The following is a 20,574-nucleotide window of genomic DNA, read 5'->3' as shown; positions in this document are numbered from 1 at the left end:
GTCTGGGACATTACATTATACAATTTTTCTAGTTCGATCGACCATTAAGTGATATTTTCCCAGATGGTGATGCTGCCGTCGGCCGCGGCCGCCGCTAGGTGGCAATAATCGGGGCTGAGAACTAAACTGGAGATCGGCGATGATCGCTCATTGGTGGCGGTGAGAGTTGCGATCGCCTGTTGATAATTAGCTAACCAGATTTTAATCTCTCCGTCGGTTCCCCCCGTAAATAACCATTGACCCTTCTGTGCGAATAGCAAGCTTGTCACCTGACCATTATGGGCATTGATCACCCGAATTGGCGCAAAATGACCGCTTTTCTCCGGGTCGTATTGCCAGATTTTCACCGTACCATCCACACAACCGGCGGCAATAATCTGACCATCGGCAGCGATCGCCAGACTCTGCACCGAAGAAACGTTACCGGATAAGACGGCGATTTTTGCTCCCGATCCCAATTGCCAGAGGGTGACAGTGCCATCACCTCCAGCTGCGGCAATAAAATCTTGATTAGGAGCCACTGCTAGGGCATAAATTGCCCCCAGACTGTCATAGGAACTAAATTCTTCGGTTTCCTGCTCTAAATTCCACTGTTTTAGGGTTTGATCGTAACTACCACTAACCAAAAAATGCCAACGGGGGGCAAAATCCAGGCCGTGAATCGAACCGAGATGACCGAGGAAAATTTGATTTAATTCCAGATTACTGGCATCGCTGGCTAAAGTCCATAATTTAACGGTTTGATCGAATCCTCCCGTCGCTAGATGATAATCGCCGTTTCTGGTGACTGCTAGGGCTAAAATGCCCTGATCATGAGCTTCAACCGTATTAATCAGGGTTCCTCTCGCAAAATCCCAGATTTTTAGGGTACGATCCCAACTAACGCTAATTAAAAACCGTTGATCCTCGGTAATTGCGATCGCTGTGATCATTTCCCGATGGGCGGTCAGACGGCGATAATAGTGCCAATGGGGTATATCGACGGGGGGGGAAGTGGGAGTTAAATTAAGGGCGGGTAGGGTGATTTGTGGCTCATTTTCCGCTTTTGTTGCGCTAATATCCGCCGATTCTTCGTTAATCGGCAAAATCTCTCTGTGTAAACGACCGTAGGATTTTTCCAGATGTTCGATGCGTTCGAGCAGCGCGTTACGGTTGATATATTGAATAATTTGATTGTAGGACTGTTCGAGGGCGAGAATATTCTCCTCTAATTCTGCGACCGCACGGGCGTTATCCCTGGCCACCGCGGGACTCAGGGACTGTATTTGTGCCGATAAAGCTTCTTTTTCTTCTTCCCACTGACTCTGTAATTGACCGGTCATCTCAGTTAAGCGTTGACGTTGCAGGGTTCTTTCTCGGAGACGATTGAGAATATTCAACCCGAAAGTCACTACTAGGAGGAATAAAAGCAAAAACCCGGCACCCATGGCCATAAGGGTAAGCAGGGTTAATCCTAGGGCGATATATTCCGCTAATTCTAGCCAATGGGGGCGATGGTCGGTCATTTTGCAGTTACCGGTAAAGAAGAATTTATTATCTCCTGATTTCAGACTTATGCTAACGCTAATTGCCGCCTTGGGATTGACTAAAATTAATTTTTAAGCAGGAGTTAAGACTTTTTCCTTCGTTTCTATCGGTGCGGTTAAAGCGGATTCTAAATCGGCTTTCCCTAGTCTTGCTTCCAAAATTTTCAGCACTTCCCGTCCAAAATCATCGGGATTTTGTCGCCATGCTTGCAGACAAACTTCGCCCAAAAATGACCCCAAAGGTTCAGGATTCCAGAGCAGTTTTTTGGCTGTCCAGGGCATTAAACTCATGGGATCATAGTCGGGTTTAATAATTTCTTTTTTGAGGGCGTATTCTTCTAGATGGGTGTGGGGTTGTAGTCCGATAAAAAAGATGGCTGGTTCCACTTTATCGACTCCAAAAATATTTTCTAATTCTCGATGATAGGCGATGGTTTGACGAATAGTTTCTAGGGTTTCATCAATAACATTAAAGGAATAATTTACCGAAACCAGATCATTAAAACCGGCCGCTTTTAAGTCTCGACAATTTTGCAGAACTGTCCGCAAATTATAGCCCATACGCATTTTGCGGACTAATTCCTGAGAGCCAGCGGTGATGCCAATTTCAAAGTAATTCATGCCTGTTTTTACCATTAAATCGCATAGTTTTGGGGTGAGATTATCGGCACGAATATAGGCAGCCCAACGTATATCTTTCATCCCGGCAGCGGGGATTTTTTCTAATAGTTCTTCTACATCGTCGATAAATTTTCTGGCGGGGATAAATTGGGCATCGGTAAACCAGAAATTGCGAATGCCGCGGTCGTATAATTGGCGCATTTCCTTAACTACTTCGTCTGCTGGATTAATGCGTACTTGTTTACCTTCGACGACGGTATAGATGCAGTAGCAGCAGTTATGGGGACAGCCGCGCTTGGTTTGTACCCCGATATAAAAGTCGTTTTCTTGGAAATAGTAGGAAAATTCCGGCCAAATACTGGCGATATAGTCGTAGTTACAAGCGGATTTTTCTAAGGGGGTGGGGGATTCGTGGATTAAACGCGGCCGGGGTGTGGTTTCTCCGACGACATAACAACGTTCATCGCTAAAGTCCCGGCCGGAGAGGAATTTTTCTAGCAGGGTTTCCCCTTCTCCCACTGATACAATTGTTCCTGTGGGCAGTTTGGTTTTTAGTTGTTCGTAGAAAACACTGACGGCACCACCCCCGACGATAACTCGCGCTTCGGGATGGTATTTTTGGGACCGCTGCAACCCGCGGCGAATTAGTCCCTGATTGCGCCATAATTCGCCGTAGTAGGCTGTTGTCACCTTTAAGCCTCCTAAAGCACCTCGCAGCTTGATTAGGGGGTTTTTAGCGTAGTAAAATTCAAAGGCGTTTTGCAGGGGATTGCCACCGCGACCACCGACGGGAGCATATATTTGAATATCCCGCCAGGAGAATACTAGCAGGGTGGGCCGAAATTCGTCAACACAGCGATCGAGGGCTTGGTTAAAGTCTAAGGGGGGGACTGTACCAAGGTCAAAAATCCTTTGTTCGATGTCGGGGAATAGTTTATTAACGTGGTCGGAAAGATAAACGACACCGATGGGGAAAATGGGGTTACAGGGGAGTCTAACGTAGAGGATGCGTTGTGCTTGCGGTTGAGTCATGGGATTTCTGAAGGGGATGGAGACGCATTCTGAGTAATCTTAATATAACTTAACTTTGTCTGGCTTGTCTGGGAGAGGTTATAAGTGGGGTTTCCTGTTCCTAGGGTTAGGAGTCAGTTATCAGTTATCAGTTATCAGATGTGAGTTTTCAGATGTGAGTTTTCAGTTCACTGATTACTGTTTACTGAGCACTGAAAAGCTTCCCACTTCCCCACACCCCACTTGCGTCTTAGGTTAAACTTTAATTCCTAGTACCTGTGTATGGGTTCCCCGCGCTTGGGTGACACCGATGGTTCTTTCCGATGCTTCAATCATGGGCCGACGCAAACTAACGACAATAAATTGCGCTTGTTGTGCTTGTTTTTGAATCATTTTGGCCAATTTCTCTACATTGGCCCCATCTAAAAACATATCCACTTCATCAAACGCATAAAAGGGAGAAGGACGATATCTTTGTAGGGAAAAAATAAAGCTTAAAGCGGTTAAAGATTTCTCACCCCCAGACATGGAACTTAATCGCTGTACGGGTTTTCCTTTCGGATGTGCCACCAGATTTAATCCACCATTAAAGGGGTCATTTTCGTCTTCTAGTTGTAAGTAACCATCACCATCGGACAGGGTAGCAAATATAGTCTTAAAGTTTTCGTTAACGGCAGTAAATGCTTCCTGAAAAGCATTAAATCTGAGGGTGGTAAAGTTTTCTATCCGTAAAAGTAGTTCGGTTCTTTCTCCTTCTAGAGTTTGCAGTTTTTCTGATAGTTCATCTAATCTCTCTTTAGTTTTTTGGTGTTCTTCTAAAGCTAACATATTCACCGGTTCTAAAGCTTCTAATTTCTTTTGTAACTGCCGAATATCGCTTTGAATTTTCTCGAAATCTCGATCACTTTCGGGAATTTCGGGCAAGGGATTGGGTAAGTCGCTTTCTAGTTGACTAATTTCTGTTTGTAAGGTGGTTAGTAATGTTTGTCTTTCCTCTTGATTGTTGACTAACTTTTCCGATTGCCAGATAGCCTGTTGTTGCTGGTTTTGTTGTTGTCGCAAAACTGTCTCTAATTGGTCTCTTTTTTGCTTGGTTTCCCCTAGTTGTTGCGATAATTGTTGTAAAGCTTGATTGATTTCTAAAATATGGCGATCAAGTTTTTCTATCTCCAGATTACCGATATTTCTCTGATTAACTGCATCGGTAATTATCTTGTCAATCTCAATAATTCTATCCGCAGAATCTTGACTTTTTTCCTCTAGTCTGATTTGTTGATTTTGTAAATCTTTTAACTGTTCGCGGACTGTAGCGAGGTGATTTTCTTGGGTTTGTAACTCTAATTCTTGACTACGAATTATTCCCTGTACCTGTTGCCATTCGCTATGGGTATGATTGGCCTCTAAAGCAGTTAATTTCTCCTGTTCTTGCTGTAAAGATAACTCTAACTCAGGAATTTCTCTAGTTAATACCTCTAACCGTTGACGAGAAATAGTAATTTCCTCTTGCTGGCCCGATAATTGACGGGTTAAATCCTCTTTTTCTGTGGTTAAACGTTGTAAATCCTTGCTTAATTGTTGTAGAGATAATTGATTTTCTCGATGACTCTGACGGGTTTCGGTTAACTGTTGGGTTAACTGACTGATAAGATTATTAACTTGGGTAATTTTTTCTTCGTTGCGGGTAAGAATGCGATCGATTTCTGCTAATCTTTCCCGTAGAGATTCTGCTTCACTAGACTCCTTCGGAGAAATTTTACCAAAACGCAGCCCCGATCGCGTCGGTTGGCTGCCTCCAGTCATAGCACCAGTCATCTCTAATAACTCGCCATCCAAAGTAACGATGCGATATTGATTGATATAATAACGTGCAGAGTCTATATCCTCGAAAACCACCGTACTGCCAAAAATATAGTTAAAAACCTCCCGATACTGGGATTGAAACTTAACTAAATTCACCGCTAAATCTAGATAACCCCGCGCATGACGCAGAGAGGAAATATCTTGGGGACGGGGAGGACGAATTTTATTCAGGGGTAAAAAAGTGGCCCGACCGATGCGACGCTGTTTTAGCAAGGCAATTCCGGCAGCCGCAACGCTATCATCTTGGACGACTACATGACCTAAACGACCTCCGGCTGCGATTTCAAGAGCAATTTGATAACGTTCCTCTACTTCGCCTAATTGTGCCACTAATCCGCAGATTCCGGGCAAATCTGACTGTAATAATATTTGAGTAGCATAGGTTCCCTGGGCCTCCTGTTGAGCTTGCTTGGTCGCTTCCAGTTTATCTAATTCCCTCTGTTTGTCCCGTTGTTCCTTTAGCAGACGTTTTTGGGTGTCCTGACTGATAACGCGATTTTGTTCAGCAATGGTGAGTTTTTGGGCTAAATTTTGGATATCGGGTTCAGAATTATTAATTTTTTGTAATATTTCTTGACTTTCTTCCGTTTTTGTGCTAATAACTTGCTCTAATTCTTGCAGACGTTGACCAGCTTCTATTATATTAGTTTGCAATCGATCGCATCTTTCGGTCAATTGGGCCCGTTGGCTACGGTAGGGGTTTAATTGTTCCTGAAGACGGGTAATATTGCGGGAAAGGTCACTTTGTTCTTTTACCCAAGCTTCTGACGCTTCCGCGAGACTACTTGCTTGCAGACGATGGGTTTCTAGGGTTTCCCTTGCGGTTTGGGTTGTCAGTAGGAGATTGGGTAAAATTGCAGTTTCTAAACGGCTTTTTTCAGCAGTAATCTGATTTAATTCGAGATTGTAGCGATTAATTTCCTCTAAAAGTCTGGTTTTCTGTGTCTGAGATTCTTTTTCGAGGTTTTCTAACTCTTTTTGCCGTTGTTGCTGTTGTTGTCGTTTGGCCTGTTGACTCGCTAATCGGGAAGTCAGGGACAGGTGTTCATCTTCCCCGAAAGCTTTGACCTGTTGATTGAGTTTCTCTAATTCTTGACTATTTTGGGCGATTTGTTCGGATAAATTGGCGATAGTCTCGGTTAAAACCTGTTTTTCCTTTTCCCCAGCTTGAATTTGTTCTTTTACTTGCTGGCAGCGCTGCTGGAGATTTTGCCAATGGAGGACAATTTCCCATTGTTGTTTTTCTTGGACTTGGGCCTTGAGTTTTTGGTATTTTTCGGCTTTAATGCGATCTAGTGCTAATTTTTCCAGAGATTTTTGCAATTCTGTGGCAATAATTTGGCAGCGTTCTTCTCTTTCTTTAACCGAATCGATATTCTCCTTAGTTTTCTCAATTTTGCGGTCAAATTCGGCTACTCCTGCCAATTCGTCGATAATTTCCCGTCTTTCCTTGGCATTCATGCTGATAATTCGGGTTACGTCCCCCTGTAACACCACGTTGTACCCTTCGGGATAGATGCGTAAACGGTTTAACTGGTCGTGAAGTTCGCTAACCGTACAGGTTTCCCCATTGATATAGTAGGTAGAAGTATAGCTGCCACCCTTAGCCACTTTTAAGCGTCGGGAAACCGTCCAATCCCTATCGGTTGCGCCGGTCATATCGGCAATATCAAAAGTCACCGAAACACTCGCTTCGGTGCTATGACGTTGACTGTTATAGCTGTGATTGACTAAATCCGGTAATCTTTCGGCCCGCATTCCCTTGGAAGTAGCTAATCCCAAGCAAAATAACAATGCGTCGAGGATATTCGACTTTCCTGAACCATTTGGACCAGAAACCACCGTAAACCCTGGTAAAAAGGGTATAGGAGTTGTTCCCCCGAAGGATTTGAAGTGTGAGAGTTCGACCTTTTTGATGTAAACCATGGCGATAAACAAAAAGTAGGAAAGCTGTCAGCTTTAAGACAACACCCTTATAGAAAAATATAGCTGATAGCTACCTTAGATGGCTTGAATCCATTCCTTGACTTGGTACTCTGTCCAGATACCATTTTGCCAGTAGGGATCTGCTTCGATTAATTCCCGCACTTCTGACTCGCTGGCTGCCTGATAAATTCCGAAAACTTGGCTTAAATCTGCCGTTGGCCCGATGGTAATGAGAATTCCCCGTTCTTTCTGTTGATTTAATCCCTCTAGATGCGCTTGACGATAGGGTGCGCGTTTTTCCAGCACGTTTTCACAATAACTACCCCAGATAACAAATTTCGGCATATTTGACCTGTACTCTCTTGATCTGTTGCTATTTTACGATCGAATCGTCAATCAGACTAAATCGATCTAGAAAAGTGGGGGGGAGGGTAGAGTTGGCTGATTTTGTCTATGCCAAAGTTTTACCTTAAATGTTGGCTTGAAGGAACCCTCGGTTTCACCTCGGAGATGAAAAGCCAACCAATATAGAAACAGCGAAGCACAATTAATATTCTGGGGAGTCTTGGCTCTCCACATATTTTTTAAGTTGATCTATCGTAACGCCACCACAACTAGCCACAAAGTAAGCTCCTGTCCATAATACTCTCTTGTCTTTCCAGTAAATCTTCTTTAAATGGTCACTGTAGTTATCCCACAAAAGCTGGCTTGAAGTAGATTTCAAATTAGCAATTAACCCGCTTAGTAATTTATGGGGGGGATAAGTTAAAAGAATGTGAACATGGTCAGACTCACCGCTAAACTCTACGATACTGGCATCCCAAAACTACGCCTACTCATTAGTTTGAGGTAGGCGTTTTTAGCTAAGGAAGTCTCAAATTAGTTAGGGCCTTTTGCGGAGGACAAGACCTATTCCTCCTAAAGTAATTAAACCGATAACCATAGAAGGTTCAGGAACTTTGCTAAAAGTTAGGCTACCTTGTCCCGCAATACCCAAGCGAGTAGTATAGGTAAAAGCCGCTTCACTGAGGTTAAACAATCCGCTAGTCAGGGCAAAATTAGCGATGGGAAAGAAAGCATTAGTAGAGGTGACACTATAATCAATGCCAATAAAAGTCCCATCGAAATAATTGGCCACGGGATTGGCATCGGCCGAAGCGAGATTAAAGCTATGGCCGAGGAGATTAAAACTAATATTGCTCAAGGGGGTAGATTCAAAATCTACGCCTGTAATCGCCCCATCATCGAAACTAGCTGAACCAGAATAAGTCCCGGTCAGACTTCCAGAAGTTATAACACCTTGAAAATTGTAAGTGATATTTGCCGCTTGCAAACTATTGACATTAACACCAAAATATGCTAGGGCTAAACCTGTGATCATAGCAACTTTATTCATGGGAATTACTCCTTAAAAAAACTCAGGTGGGCATTGAGAGCATCGGCCAAAAAAAACTAGAATAGGAAATTGGCAAGGTTATTCAAGGCTGCCACCGCAACGTTATTAATTAACGCTAGGGATAAAGGACTGGCAGCAGTTCCAAAACCATCAGTATCGATATTGAGAACCGTACTGCTACCACGACCAGTAAAAGTGATATAACCATCAGCAATGGGATTACTGCCGGTGTAATTCAAACTATTAAGCAGTTGTGTGAGAACAATTTTGTCGCTGCCGACGGTAAAATCAGTAATAGTATCACTGCGATCGCTAAGACTAACGTAAACAAAGAAATCATTACCACCTAAACCAGTTAGGGTGTCGCGACCTTGGAACCCGACTAAGACATCATCACCGGTAGTACCCACTAGATTATCAATGCCGGCCGTACCCGAACGAGTAGAACGCAAAACTTCATCGCTGCGGAAATTGAGGTTTTGCAGACGGGTATCAAATTCTCTGCTCATATCTTCCCCTAAAAAGGGTTGATTGAAGAAATTCGCCCGTAAATACTCCGCAAAAGCGTCCTGTTCCGTACCATCGGGGGCAAAAGTTGCGTTACCAGTGAAGTTGGGTGTACTGCCTAGCAAATTGACGCGATTGCGCTGGGGAATGGTATAACCATCACCGCCATCAAGAAGAAAAGAAAGAGTCACCATGCGGAAGCTACGATTAGCATCACCGACAATTGCGCCATTTTGCGCCACCACATCGATAACTGTGCCGTTTTCATCCTTGATTACCAAAGATTTTATCCGACTGCCGGCGGGGTCATCAAGGTCGAAACTGAAGGCCATTCCTCCCACTTGCGGGAAACGGCCTTGGGAATTAGCAGGGTCGTTTGTACTAGCCGCCAGACCGTACTCCAAAATCCCCTTTAACTCACTAGCGGTGACAGTGGTGAGACTGAGGGAATTATTAAAACTGAGGGCATTTTTAATCGCTACTTCCGAAATTCCCCCGGCCGGTTTCACTCCGGGTACTTCTTCGGGGGCTACCCGTACTGCTTCTGTACCAGTGGGAACGATGATACTGCCAATGCTATTGCGAATACCACCGCCATTTTTCAGGGAAATAACCACGTTAGCATCGGTTTTTTTGGCCTCAGCTAGGTTAGCATCGGCGGTAATATTGCCGAGATTGGTTTCCTGTTGACGAACTCCATCTAATCCTGTCCCCGACCGTTGACCGTTGAGGAAAACTCGCGTAAAACCGAAGAAATTGCCTTCTTGAGCGTTAATAACCTCTCTGAGGGAATTGGTAATCCCCCGAATTTCGGGGTCTTCTAATCCTGTTCCCCCCACTTCCGTCACCCCTTGGGCATCGGTGGCGTAAGCGCCGCTAATATTGGGATTGTAGCTTTCGGGAATGATATGACCATTGCTATCAAAATCGATAACTAAGCGCCCCAAGTACTTATAATTGGCATCGGTATTAACTACCGCTACGGGTTTTCCGTCCGGGTTAGTTTTAACAATGGGGTAAACGCCCTGGAAGGTGTCTCCGGCTCGTAAACGGTCATTTTCGTCGGTTAAACGAGTATGGGAACCACCAGCTACAATAATATCGACATTGCGTAAACGTTCTGCTAGGGTCTGTTCGATCGATAATTGTTGCATATGGGCTAACAAAACGACCTTATTCATCCCCGGATTAGCGGCCAAAAGTGCATCGACGGAAGCTTGAATAATGGCCGCTAAAGCATCAAGGTCATCTGGATTAGCAGGAGAAACTCCCACGTTACCCGGACTGGAAATTGAGCGTAAAATCGGGGTAGTTGCCCCAACAATGCCAATTTTCTGGCCTTCGGGCAGAGTAATCACCGTACTCTTAGCGATTTTATTAGCAATGGTACTCGCTTCCTGACCATCGGCAGTCACTAAACTGGCTAAGTTGGTATCGGGGGCAAAATTAAGATTAGAACTGAGATAGGGGAAATTTGTACCCGGATAGTTGCCACTGGGAAGAATTAAATTACGGACAACTGCTGTACCTTGGTCAAATTCATGATTACCAAAAGCGTTCGCTTGTACTCCCAAATTGTTGAGAATCTGGATATCGCCGCGGCCAACTGCCCCGAATACCTGTTCGCTGGCCCCGAAAAATAGCCCCGGAATGTAGGCATCTCCAGACGCAAGGGTGAGGGTATTGGCAAAACCCGCTACACCGTCATTATCGATGTCCTGCTGTCGCAAAGCATTTAACACCGCACTCATGCGCGGGGCATCATCAAGGGCTGAAATTCCACCTTCGTTGTCGGAAAAATGGAATAATTGCAGTTTAAAGGGTTGGGGAGTGGTTAAATTTAAACCAATTAAAACGGGATCATGGTCACTGGTACGATAGGGATTAATTTGGTAGAGTGCAGAAGGGTTTAAGGGAGGATTGGAGGGATTTTCCCCGGAGTCAACGATATTGTCATCGTAGTCGAAAACACTAGGTTCATCAGCGTTAATGTGCCATTCCGTCACTCCCGTTACCTGGGAGGCTAAACTAGCATTAGCCAGAGCATGGTCGAGATAACCAGCTTGTCCATCGAAAACGTAGGAATAAGCGTTAATACCCCCAAATTGACCTACTAAATTCGTATATCCGGCGGATTCGAGCGCTCGAATTGGGTCTTCTTGGGCGTAGGCATTGAGATCCCCGATAATTAAATAATCCCCATCACCGCTATTAGTGGGGTCTGTAGCTATCCAATCCTTTAAGGCTAAGGCCGCATTGGTGCGACTGGCATTCCAGAAACCTTGACCATCCCCTTGATCGAAGTTAGGATCACTTGTATTAGTTAAGCCCGATTGACCTTTTGATTTTAGGTGATTGACGACTAAATTAAATTTGGCACCGGTATTGACTTCTTGGAAGGCTTGTGCTAGGGCGGGACGATTGCGAGTATCATCGAAACGAGGATCAACGCTACTGTCTAAGATCTTAAAATCACCTACAGGGGTAACTTGAGCGGGTTTGTAGATGATTCCCACCTTAATCGCATCGGTGCCAATTGTACCTGTGGGGATAAAAGCGTAGGTTCCTGCACCTGCAACGGCATTTAAAGCGTTAACAAGCTTAGATATCGCCCCATCGCCGTTATTTTCCAATTCTATCAACCCGAAAACATCGGCATCAAGACCGATAAGCGCCGTGACTAATTTCTCCTCTTGACGCTGAAATTCGTTGATACTGTTGGCACCCCGGGCATTATTAGTGCCATTGGCGATGGTGGTAAAGTAATTAAGGACGTTATAACTGGCAATTTTTAGCCTACCCCCCACATTAGTGGGCGTTTCTGAGCGATTATTCACCGCTTGGAAGTCCACACCCTGGTTATTCTGGATGCGATAGACTCCGAAACGTTGGTCTAAAACTCCGGTTAATCCCGTTACTGCGTCCCCGGCCCGTAAAATATTACTGGTACTGAGGGGATTGCCACCACGTCCGAATAAAGTCGTCGGAAAAGTGAGATTACTGCCATCATCCAGGGTAATTCGTCGCAGATTATTGCTCGCTTGTAAAGTATTGGCATCTGTCCCCGGATTGGTAACGTTAGTGGGTTGCTGTAAACGTCCCCCAGAGGATAAAACCACACTACCAAAACGACCAAGTTGGAAATATTCGGTTAAGGAGAGAGTTTCGGCGAAAGTTGTCCGCATTCCTTCAAAAGCTTCTAAAACTTGCGGTTGAGCATTGGCTGCCGAGAGATTGCTAATAGTGGCGGCCGTGGGTAAGGGATTATTATTAGAAATAATTAACGCTTCTGTGATGCTGCTCAGTTGGGTTAAGGATACCCCCGCGTTACCAAATTCACTAACTGTTCCTGTAATCCTAACTTTATCGCCGATAATAACGTTAATAATCGGGATATTGCCTTCAAAAATAAATAAACCTTCCGAAGTCAGAGGATTACTATCGCTGTCGCTATCTTCCTCCTGGAGATAAAAACCACTTAATCCCGTATTACCCTGGAAATCTCCCACCACGATCGCTTCTACAGTCACCAATTGATTTAAAATTGGACTGACTAAACCCGTACCTTGAATTTCATGGATTTTTACGAGGGTAGGAGTGGGCGGAACAACTGTACCGGGAGCGGCTAAACCAGTCACGGCAATATCATCAATTGCGTATTCATCACGATTACCGCTACCACTAACATCATCTCCTGTCCAACGCAGGAAAAAATTACTATTAGCGGCGATACTTAATCCAGAAAGGGTAATAGAACGAGTTACCGACTGCCAACCGGAACTGTCCAGATTACCCGGGGTGATAAAGTCTAAACTACTAACAGCAGTAAAACTATTTCCGTCCCCAGAGTAGGAAAAATTGAGAGAATTGGCCCGATTTTGGTCGTTGCGAAAACGGATGATATAGGAAAGAGTAATCGAATCCACTAAGCTATTAGTGACATTCTGTAAGCGTAGGGTGATAGCGCCAGGGGTAAAATCATCTCCTGTGGGTTGTACCCCAAAAGCATTATTTCCCGAAGCGATGCTGAAAGCATAAACTCCCCCAGTGGTGACGCGGTCAGATGTCTGTCCTCTGGCAAAATCTCCTGAAGAAGTACGGGTGTCCCCATAGGTCATACTGCCATCGGAAAGACCGGAAATAATCCAAAGGTCGGAATCTAGCTGACCTAGACTCGGAATCGGGGCGAATCCCGAACCAGTAAAAGTGTTAAAATTTTCTGTAAAGGTAGCGTTACTCATACTGTAGCGATGAAGATGCCTTTACTACCCTAGAGTTCAAGGATTAATGACTGGTAAACTCTCCTTTAATTACCCGTAAACGTTTGGTTAAAAGAGATTATTCGTTAAATTATAGCCTTTCTCATAAACATGAAGTATAACGTTAACGATAGCAAAATTGCACAAAGAATGAAATCCTATCCAGTAGAGTTCCGTCAGAAAATCCTCGACTTGTCATTATAACTAACCCATCTCTCCAAGACAATTAGCGAAAAGATTCTATATTTATTCGGTCATCAAATCTGGTTTACAAGCTTCCAGGTTAGTAGTAACCACTTCAGTGGTTGTTTAACCAAGAACAAGAGGTAAGACAGCGTAGGATTATTTTTTAAGATAAATACGAACTCCTTGAACTTCATCAACTAGCCGATAATTTTCATTGATAACCCTAGCAATTTCAGGAAAAAATTCGTGTCCCTGAGTTTCTCTATCGGTAAAGAAAAACATTCTTGGAGCTACAGCATCAACAAATAACTTAGCATTAGAATTAATCAGATCGTCTGCGTATCTTTTCAGAAAATATTCTTGCAGTGAACCTGGTAGGATTTGCCAAAGGGAAACACTATCTATTGTCGCTGTTACCAGTCCCGTGTCAACATATAACTCTGATGCCCATCCCCAGACAGCCATAGATTCACCAGGAGAAGCATAATTTAGAATAGTTTCTGCAATCGGACTAAGATAATTTTTAGCAAATCTTCTGCGATTATTAAGGTAAACATTATCTGATGTTATCGTTGTGGCAAATTCTAAAAAACTACTAGCAACTGTAATCAAAATGACACCTGTTAAGAGAGAGAACTTTAAGTTTGAACGAGTTAATTTTGACACTTGTAAGACTTGTGCCAGTTCACCCATAAAAACGCCGATGAGAAATCCACTAGGTATGATTAGAAACAGCAAATAATGAGTAAACCCGTTCCCTGGTCTAATAACTGAGTAACTCGATGCAACCAAAATAAATAAACTGTAATAGACAAAGCAAAATGTCTTGGACTTTTCTTTATTTTGGCTTAAGGAAACACGCTTTATTATTAAAAATGGTACTCCTAATATCAAGACAATTGCTGTTAATAAAAATAATCTCTGTGTATCTTGCACTCCCCTTAACATCCGAAGAAATATGTTGATTTTTCCGAAAAAGCTTAGTTGATTTACGTCTCCCATCAAACCATGGCTAGAATAAATCAATAAATTCTGTTGTATATAAGATTTCCAGAAAGCATCATATATTGAGAAAATTGTTAGATATAGTAGGACTAAAGCCGAGAACAACATTCCCCCAAGAAAGAAAGCAGCAAAACTCCTGATAAATTGACCTCTTGCTCTGCTTTTTAGCCAGAGGATGTGCAAAAATATACAAGCAATTGAGAAAGCTATAGGAACTGACTGAATTTTTGCAAAAGGAGTAGTTCCCAGGATAAAACCCAAGGCAAATATCAGGTGATTAGGATTAGATGAATTACCAGAATAATATTTACAAACGATTAACAAAGCCACACTTAATATTGCAACCGAAAAATGTTCACTTGTATAATGCACATAGTCAAAAAATGTCATTAAGGCGACAGTTGTAACAACGGGAACTATTGCTAGGCGAGAAAGGCTCTTATCGTAGAGAGTGGATAAAGCATAATAAAGACAAACAATAGCAGCAATTATCATGATTAAGCCGATCACTCGACTACTAGCATATTCAATTCTGAACCCGAAAAAAGCTGGTAGAGTCAGAGGATAAACATTGAGAGGTCCAGATGAACCTGTATCTACCGCACGCCAGAAAACTGGATCTTTCAACAGTTTGAGCGCACCTGCGGTAAATAGTGCCTCATCGGGGTTTAGCATTGGTGGCAAGAAACCTGGCCAGCGTGCTGCTAAAATAAAAGTCACTAAAGATGTAATAAATATTAGATTTGACAATAAAAACTTCTGAATCTTACTCGTGGGAGTTCTCAGGAATATGAGAGGAGAAAAAGCGAAAGAAATGAAGATAATAAAAGTGACTATTACCGATATTCTGTAAATAATTGACAAAGATTGAACATTTGCCAAGTTACTCAGTAGCCACCACCGTAAATCAATTTGGTTATTTATCATTTGATTGTCCTTACATAAGATAACTCACTCAAAGTTAATCCGTTCTCGTTCCACAACTAAAGGTCTTTTTAAAATTCTCATGTGCATTAAGCCAATATATTCCCCGATAATGCCGATAAAAAATAGTTGCACAGAAGCGAGTAAAAATAGTCCGACCATGATTGGTGCGGTTCCTAAAGGAAAATAATCCCAGAACAACAATTTGGCGATTAAATAACCTAACGCCACTACCAGACTCAAGAGGGACAAAGCAAAGCCTAACATGGTCGCCAGTCTGAGGGGAACTTGGGAGTGACTGGTAATACCCAGCATCGCCTCGCTATAGTATCGATAGAAGTTGTAACTACTAATACCCCGTTTTCGCCGTTGTTGTTGATACTCAAAAGAGAAACTTTCAAAACCTAACTCTTCGATGAGTCCCCTAAAATAGGGATAGGGATCGTTAATCTCTCGTAGAACATTGATGACTTTCTGATCGTATAACCCGAAACCTGTAAAGTTTCTAGTAACTTTTATATCTGAAAGATTGTCCATTAAATAATAAAAAATTTGTCTAGCAAAATAGAAAAAAGCTCCTTCTTTCATCGGAGTTTTAAACGCCTTAACAACTTTATAGCCTTCTTCCCACTTCTTGACAAATTCTGGGATTAATTCGGGAGGATCTTGCAGATCTGCTACAATAAAAATAACCGCATCTCCGTAACACTGAAGAATACCATAGTAACCAGAACGAACGGGACCGAAATTTCTAGCGTTAACGATGACCTTTACCCTGGGGTCTTTTTGAGCAATTTTTTTTAATTCATCTATAGTTTTATCTTGGGAAGCGTTATCGATAAAAAGATGTTCATACTCATAGTTAGGTAACTGATTAAAGACTTCTTTAACTCGCAGGTAAAGGTCTTCAACATTCCCTTCTTCATTATAACAAGGAGTCATAATCGTAATTTTTTTCATTATCTATCCCCTCTAAAAACAAAAGTTTTATTGAAAAAGTAGGAAACAATTGCTAGAGGCAAAACTAAGATAGCTTGTGCCACTAACATATTAATTCCCAGCGTCTTGACAATTCGTAAGGATTCAGCGTTTAATAAATAAATCACCAAATAAACACCAAGAAAGCGAGCTAGTAGTCGATTATCTTTATTTTTAAAAACGATCCCCCCGATAGTTTTAAAGTTGAATAATACTCCGCAAATAGTAGCAATAAGTAAGGAATAGCGATAATCTAATCCTAGACAAATCATCAAGGCAAAGACGGAATAACCAAATAAGGTATTAATTACTCCAACCAACAAAAATCTAACAAATTTGCTTTTTGGGATTAGATACATTTTTCTACTTTCTACAATCGTGACATAAAATTTCTAACTTTTTCCTTAACTGAGGCAACATCTAGTCGATGTTCTTGCATCAAATATTGATAAGTTCCGCAAAACTGAGAAAATCGATCTTCAATACCAATGCGACAAATCCAACTGGGATGATAGGTGCTGGCAATTTCAGAAATAGCAGAACCCAACCCCCCATAGATAGAATGTTCTTCTATCACCACAATAGCTTGGTATTGCTGACAAATCTCTCTCACTTGTTGGACATCAAGAGGCTTAATAAAAGGAACACTCCACACCCCACTATTATCCCATTCTTGGGCTACTTCTAGAGCAGTTTTAACCATCGAACCTGTCGCCAAAAATCCAAGGTTGCCGGTGCCTGGTTTAACGGGGTAAAGTTTACCCGTATCAAGATTAGGTAAAGTCTCATGAATTACCCCTAAATCTGCCTTACCCATGCGTAAATAAACTGGTCTATCACTGTTAAAAGCCCAATTCATACATTGAGTCATTTCGGAGGCATCTGCCGGGGAGAGAATCGAGATATTAGGTAAAGCCCTTAAAGCGGCAATATCTTCGGTAGACTGATGACTAGAACCCAGACTACTATAGACCACTCCAGCGCCATCTCCAATCAATAAAACCTTTAATTGTTCATAACAAATATCTAACTTAATTTGTTCTAGAACTCTTATCGGCAGAAAAGAACTTAAACCATAAACTACTGGGAAAAACCCGGATTTAGCGAGTCCTGCCGCCACCCCTACCATATTTTGTTCGGCCACCCCCGCATTGATATATTGTTTAGGGCAAGCTTGACGAAAATCATCGAATAAAGCATAACCATGATCCCCGGTTAATAACAGAACTCGCTCATCCCCTAAAGCAAATTTGACTAAAGCATCTGAAAAAGCGTTTCTCATAAACTTAATTTGTCCTTGTAAACTTGAGGTTCTAATTCAGCTTGAGCTTGGGCATAAATCTCCCGATTTAAGCGGCTATAATGCCAAACATTATTATCTTCCATGAAAGAAACACCTTTCCCTTTAACCGTGTGAGCAACAATAGCTTTAGGACAAGGGGAAGACAGTTCTAATAATTCTTTCAAAGTTTGATCTAAGGCTGTTTCGTCATGACCATTCACTTCTCGACAGTCAAAACCAAAAGCCCTAAATTTATCGGCAATTTGACCTAAATTCATAACTTCTTGAGTCGAACCCATCGCTTGATAACCATTAGCATCCACAATGACTAACAAGTTAGACAGTTGAAAATGAGAGGCAAAAAGTAAGGCTTCCCAAATCGAACCTTCATTAATTTCTCCATCCCCCACAATGGCAAAACAACGCTGTCCAGTTTCTTTCATTTTACTTGCTAAAGCTATCCCCACCCCCACAGATAAACCATGACCTAAAGACCCTGAAGTTACTTCTAAACCAGGCACATGAGCATCAGATAACCCCTTAAGAATTGTACCATTGCCAAAGTAATTATCAATGTCTTTATCTGTTAGCCAGCCTAATTCATACATACAAGCATATTGAGCCATTACTCCATGACCTTTACTGAGAATTAAATAATCTCTACCGGGGGACTCCGGTTGACCATTCCCTAGATTTAAGTAAGAACGATAGAGAACAGCCAAAATATCGATAATAGAAAAGGCACAGCCAATATGCACGGTTGAACCAGCAAAAGCCATCCTCAGAACGGTTTGGCGGAGTTCATTTCCTTGAAATTTCATGAGTTAATCTCCTCGATCATCATCAGTTTTTGTTAGTCTTTGTTGATACCATGCTAGGGTTTTTTTAATCCCGGTGGGTAAATCAACCGTTGACTTGAGTCCTAATTCTTGTAAAGCTCTTTGGGTATCCGGTACATATCTTTGGGTCTTTTGACCGGTAACCGGTTCTTGAGCAATCGTTACAGAATTAGGTTTTCCAGCAATTTGTGCCACTGCTAGGGACGTGTCTTTGATGTTGATTTCCACATTTGAACCGACATTATAAGGACGACAAGATTCACCCTTAAATAATATAGTCCATAACCAAATCATCAAATCTGAAGCATATAAATAGGAACGATAGGGAGTCCCATCTCCTTTAATGTGAATCGTTTTTTCCTCCAAAATGTCTTTGATAAAGTTGCCAATGGCAAAAGATTCATCTAAAGGTAAATAGGGACCAACAAAAGCAAAACACCGGGCAATTTTGGACTCTATCCCATATTCCTTAGCATACACAACACTTAATAATTCTGCAAGCCGTTTTCCTTCTCCATAAACGGAGTTAGGAGAACTCACATCCGGTGCCCCTTGATAGCTTTCTGGAATATAACTGATATCCGGGGGTTGTTTGCCATAAACTGCCCCTGAGCTAGTCAGTAACAATTTTTGGGTGCCACAAGTTTTAGCAAAATCTAGCACTCGTCGGGTTCCTTCTACTGTAGTATCCAGCACAAAAAGACGATTTTCTTGATGCACTAGAGAACTTGCATCCGTTGCAGCGTGGATAATGTGAGAAAACTCCCCTTCAGGAAACTCAAATGACCTAACATCACCGCTATGGAATTGAATAGCGGGATGATTGGCTAAATGAGGAGCTTTTTGCCTGAAACTATCAGGATTTCTGGTTAAAACAACCGCCGATGCTTTTAAGTCTAGCTGATCATTAGCCCAGATCAAACTTTCTAATAACCAACAGCCAAAAAAGCCTGTACCTCCGGTAATAAATATTCGTTGTCCCCGCAATTCTTCCCACAGGGTTTTAGTATGGGCAAGAATATGATTTAAGTCGTTTGTTAGAAGATTGGTCATCAGGGTATATTACACCAGCTATGGACATTATGGTCAATAACGGATCACAATAAACTATCATCAACTTCAACTCCTAGCGATCGCAATTTTGCCGCCAAGCGTTCAGCCCGTAGTTTTTCCTGCTCGGCTCGTTGCTTTTCCTGCTCGGCTCGTAGTTTTTCCTGCTCGGCTCGTTGCTTTTCCTGCTCTGCCAACTCCTCTGTGGTGGGGAGCAATTGCCCCTCTGGTGTTGCCCAACGCAGCCAAGTAATTGGCTCCTGTTCATCCCCATAAATTCCCTGCCAGCGCACTAACACCAGACCTAAGATTTCGCTGCTGAACCCTCCTTGAGCATCTGGGTTTAAAGATTTATAAACGCCCCCTTCTAAGCGATGTCCCGCTAAATCTTCTGGGTCAAAGGGATCATACCAAAAGTATTCTGTCACCCGCAAACGATTCTGATAGATCAGCTTTTTCCCTTCTTTATCTTTTTTGGCTGTACTTTCAGAAAGCAACTCAATCACCACATCAGGAGCTTTTTCTTCTTCCCAGACGACCCAGCTTTTCCGTTCTCTTCGAGGCACGTCCAACACCACAAATACATCAGGTCCGCGATAATCCTCGTTACGCACTTGATTGGGGCTAAAATAAACGAACATATTGCCCCCGACAAACGCTTCTCGTCCTTGAGTTTTTAACCACTGGGAGAGAGGTCTGACTAATAACTGCATTTGCAGTCCGTGTCGCTGGGTTTCCATGGGAATACCGTCATCAGAAAGGAGTTCATCCTGGGTAGGTGGTAGCTTTATCTCTGCTGGGTCAGCACCAATTACGAGGGTTTCTTGAGCCATTTTATTTCAACTCCTTAAAAACCTAAATCATCACTAACGCCTAATTCTCTTAATTTTTCGACTAATTTTTGCCGCAAAATTCGCTCCTGTTCAAGTTGACATTCAATTTGTGCGACTCGTTCACTACCCCATAATAACAAATTTCCCGACTTATCCCACCAACGCAACCAATAGGCTGTCACTTCAGCTTTTTTTCCCTGCCAGACTCCCAAAAATAAGTTAATCTCTGCTATCCAGTAACGATTATTCTCATCTGGCAACTGCTGCTCATACTTTCCTGCCACTAAACAATAAACATCTAATTCTCCTGTTTTTGGCTGAAAAATTCCATAGACAGGTACTTGTAAGATTTGCTCATAAAAATACCATTT

14 protein-coding genes and 1 pseudogene are annotated in these 20,574 nt (G+C 42.5%); all 15 read right to left on the bottom strand.

All coding sequences use genetic code 11. The features are described 5' to 3' along the window. Nucleotides 1-44: 44 nt before the first annotated feature. Complete coding sequence (locus IM319_RS01460) at nt 45-1,556, bottom strand: WD40 repeat domain-containing protein (RefSeq protein ID WP_287734354.1); 1,512 nt, start codon at nt 1,554-1,556, stop codon at nt 45-47. Between the two features lie 42 nt (nt 1,557-1,598). Then, the gene (locus IM319_RS01455; RefSeq protein WP_287734345.1) at nt 1,599-3,179 is read right to left on the bottom strand and encodes a photosystem II high light acclimation radical SAM protein; all 1,581 of its coding nucleotides are present in this window, start codon (nt 3,177-3,179) and stop codon (nt 1,599-1,601) included. Nucleotides 3,180-3,413: 234 nt separating this feature from the next. Further along, entirely contained in the window at nt 3,414-6,944 is a 3,531-nt protein-coding gene (smc, locus tag IM319_RS01450) for a chromosome segregation protein SMC (protein ID WP_287675185.1), read from the bottom strand. Between the two features lie 75 nt (nt 6,945-7,019). Further along, nucleotides 7,020-7,289, bottom strand: a complete 270-nt coding sequence (locus IM319_RS01445; RefSeq protein ID WP_002762776.1) for a YciI family protein — start codon at nt 7,287-7,289, stop codon at nt 7,020-7,022. A gap of 202 nt (nt 7,290-7,491) precedes the next feature. Continuing rightward, nucleotides 7,492-7,755 carry an IS200/IS605 family transposase gene (gene tnpA, locus IM319_RS22305; protein ID WP_353857170.1) on the bottom strand — a complete coding sequence of 88 codons (264 nt, stop codon included), beginning with the start codon at nt 7,753-7,755 and terminating at the stop codon, nt 7,492-7,494. A 72-nt stretch (nt 7,756-7,827) separates the two neighbouring features. Continuing rightward, nucleotides 7,828-8,340 (bottom strand): PEP-CTERM sorting domain-containing protein, encoded by a 513-nt coding sequence (locus tag IM319_RS01440; RefSeq protein WP_287734343.1) that lies wholly within the window; start codon nt 8,338-8,340, stop codon nt 7,828-7,830. 56 nt (nt 8,341-8,396) lie between these two features. Beyond that, nucleotides 8,397-13,088 carry an ExeM/NucH family extracellular endonuclease gene (locus tag IM319_RS01435; RefSeq protein WP_287734342.1) on the bottom strand — a complete coding sequence of 1,564 codons (4,692 nt, stop codon included), beginning with the start codon at nt 13,086-13,088 and terminating at the stop codon, nt 8,397-8,399. Nucleotides 13,089-13,448: 360 nt separating this feature from the next. After that, nucleotides 13,449-15,017, bottom strand: a complete 1,569-nt coding sequence (locus tag IM319_RS01430) for a hypothetical protein (protein ID WP_287734340.1) — start codon at nt 15,015-15,017, stop codon at nt 13,449-13,451. 231 nt (nt 15,018-15,248) lie between these two features. Beyond that, the gene (locus tag IM319_RS01425; protein ID WP_287734338.1) at nt 15,249-16,181 is read right to left on the bottom strand and encodes a glycosyltransferase family 2 protein; all 933 of its coding nucleotides are present in this window, start codon (nt 16,179-16,181) and stop codon (nt 15,249-15,251) included. Further along, entirely contained in the window at nt 16,181-16,558 is a 378-nt protein-coding gene (locus tag IM319_RS01420) for a GtrA family protein (protein ID WP_287734337.1), read from the bottom strand. Before IM319_RS01420 ends, IM319_RS01425 begins: the two co-directional genes overlap by 1 nt. An 11-nt stretch (nt 16,559-16,569) precedes the next feature. Continuing rightward, nucleotides 16,570-17,481, bottom strand: a complete 912-nt coding sequence (locus IM319_RS01415; protein ID WP_287734336.1) for a transketolase family protein — start codon at nt 17,479-17,481, stop codon at nt 16,570-16,572. Beyond that, nucleotides 17,478-18,302 carry a transketolase gene (locus IM319_RS01410; RefSeq protein WP_287734334.1) on the bottom strand — a complete coding sequence of 275 codons (825 nt, stop codon included), beginning with the start codon at nt 18,300-18,302 and terminating at the stop codon, nt 17,478-17,480. The genes IM319_RS01415 and IM319_RS01410 overlap by 4 nt, the downstream gene beginning before the upstream one ends. A gap of 3 nt (nt 18,303-18,305) precedes the next feature. After that, nucleotides 18,306-19,373 carry an NAD-dependent epimerase/dehydratase family protein gene (locus tag IM319_RS01405; protein WP_287734332.1) on the bottom strand — a complete coding sequence of 356 codons (1,068 nt, stop codon included), beginning with the start codon at nt 19,371-19,373 and terminating at the stop codon, nt 18,306-18,308. A 44-nt stretch (nt 19,374-19,417) separates the two neighbouring features. Then, nucleotides 19,418-20,203 carry a Uma2 family endonuclease gene (locus tag IM319_RS01400; RefSeq protein WP_287734331.1) on the bottom strand — a complete coding sequence of 262 codons (786 nt, stop codon included), beginning with the start codon at nt 20,201-20,203 and terminating at the stop codon, nt 19,418-19,420. A gap of 14 nt (nt 20,204-20,217) precedes the next feature. Continuing rightward, a pseudogene (locus IM319_RS01395) lies at nt 20,218-20,574 on the bottom strand (Uma2 family endonuclease); the annotation flags it as partial.

Origin of the sequence: Microcystis sp. M113S1 (assembly GCF_020246945.1) — a bacterium.
Taxonomy (GTDB): Bacteria; Cyanobacteriota; Cyanobacteriia; order Cyanobacteriales; family Microcystaceae; genus Microcystis.
The sequence above is the reverse complement of the archived record's forward strand: the minus strand, read 5'-3'. Positions and strand labels throughout refer to the sequence as shown.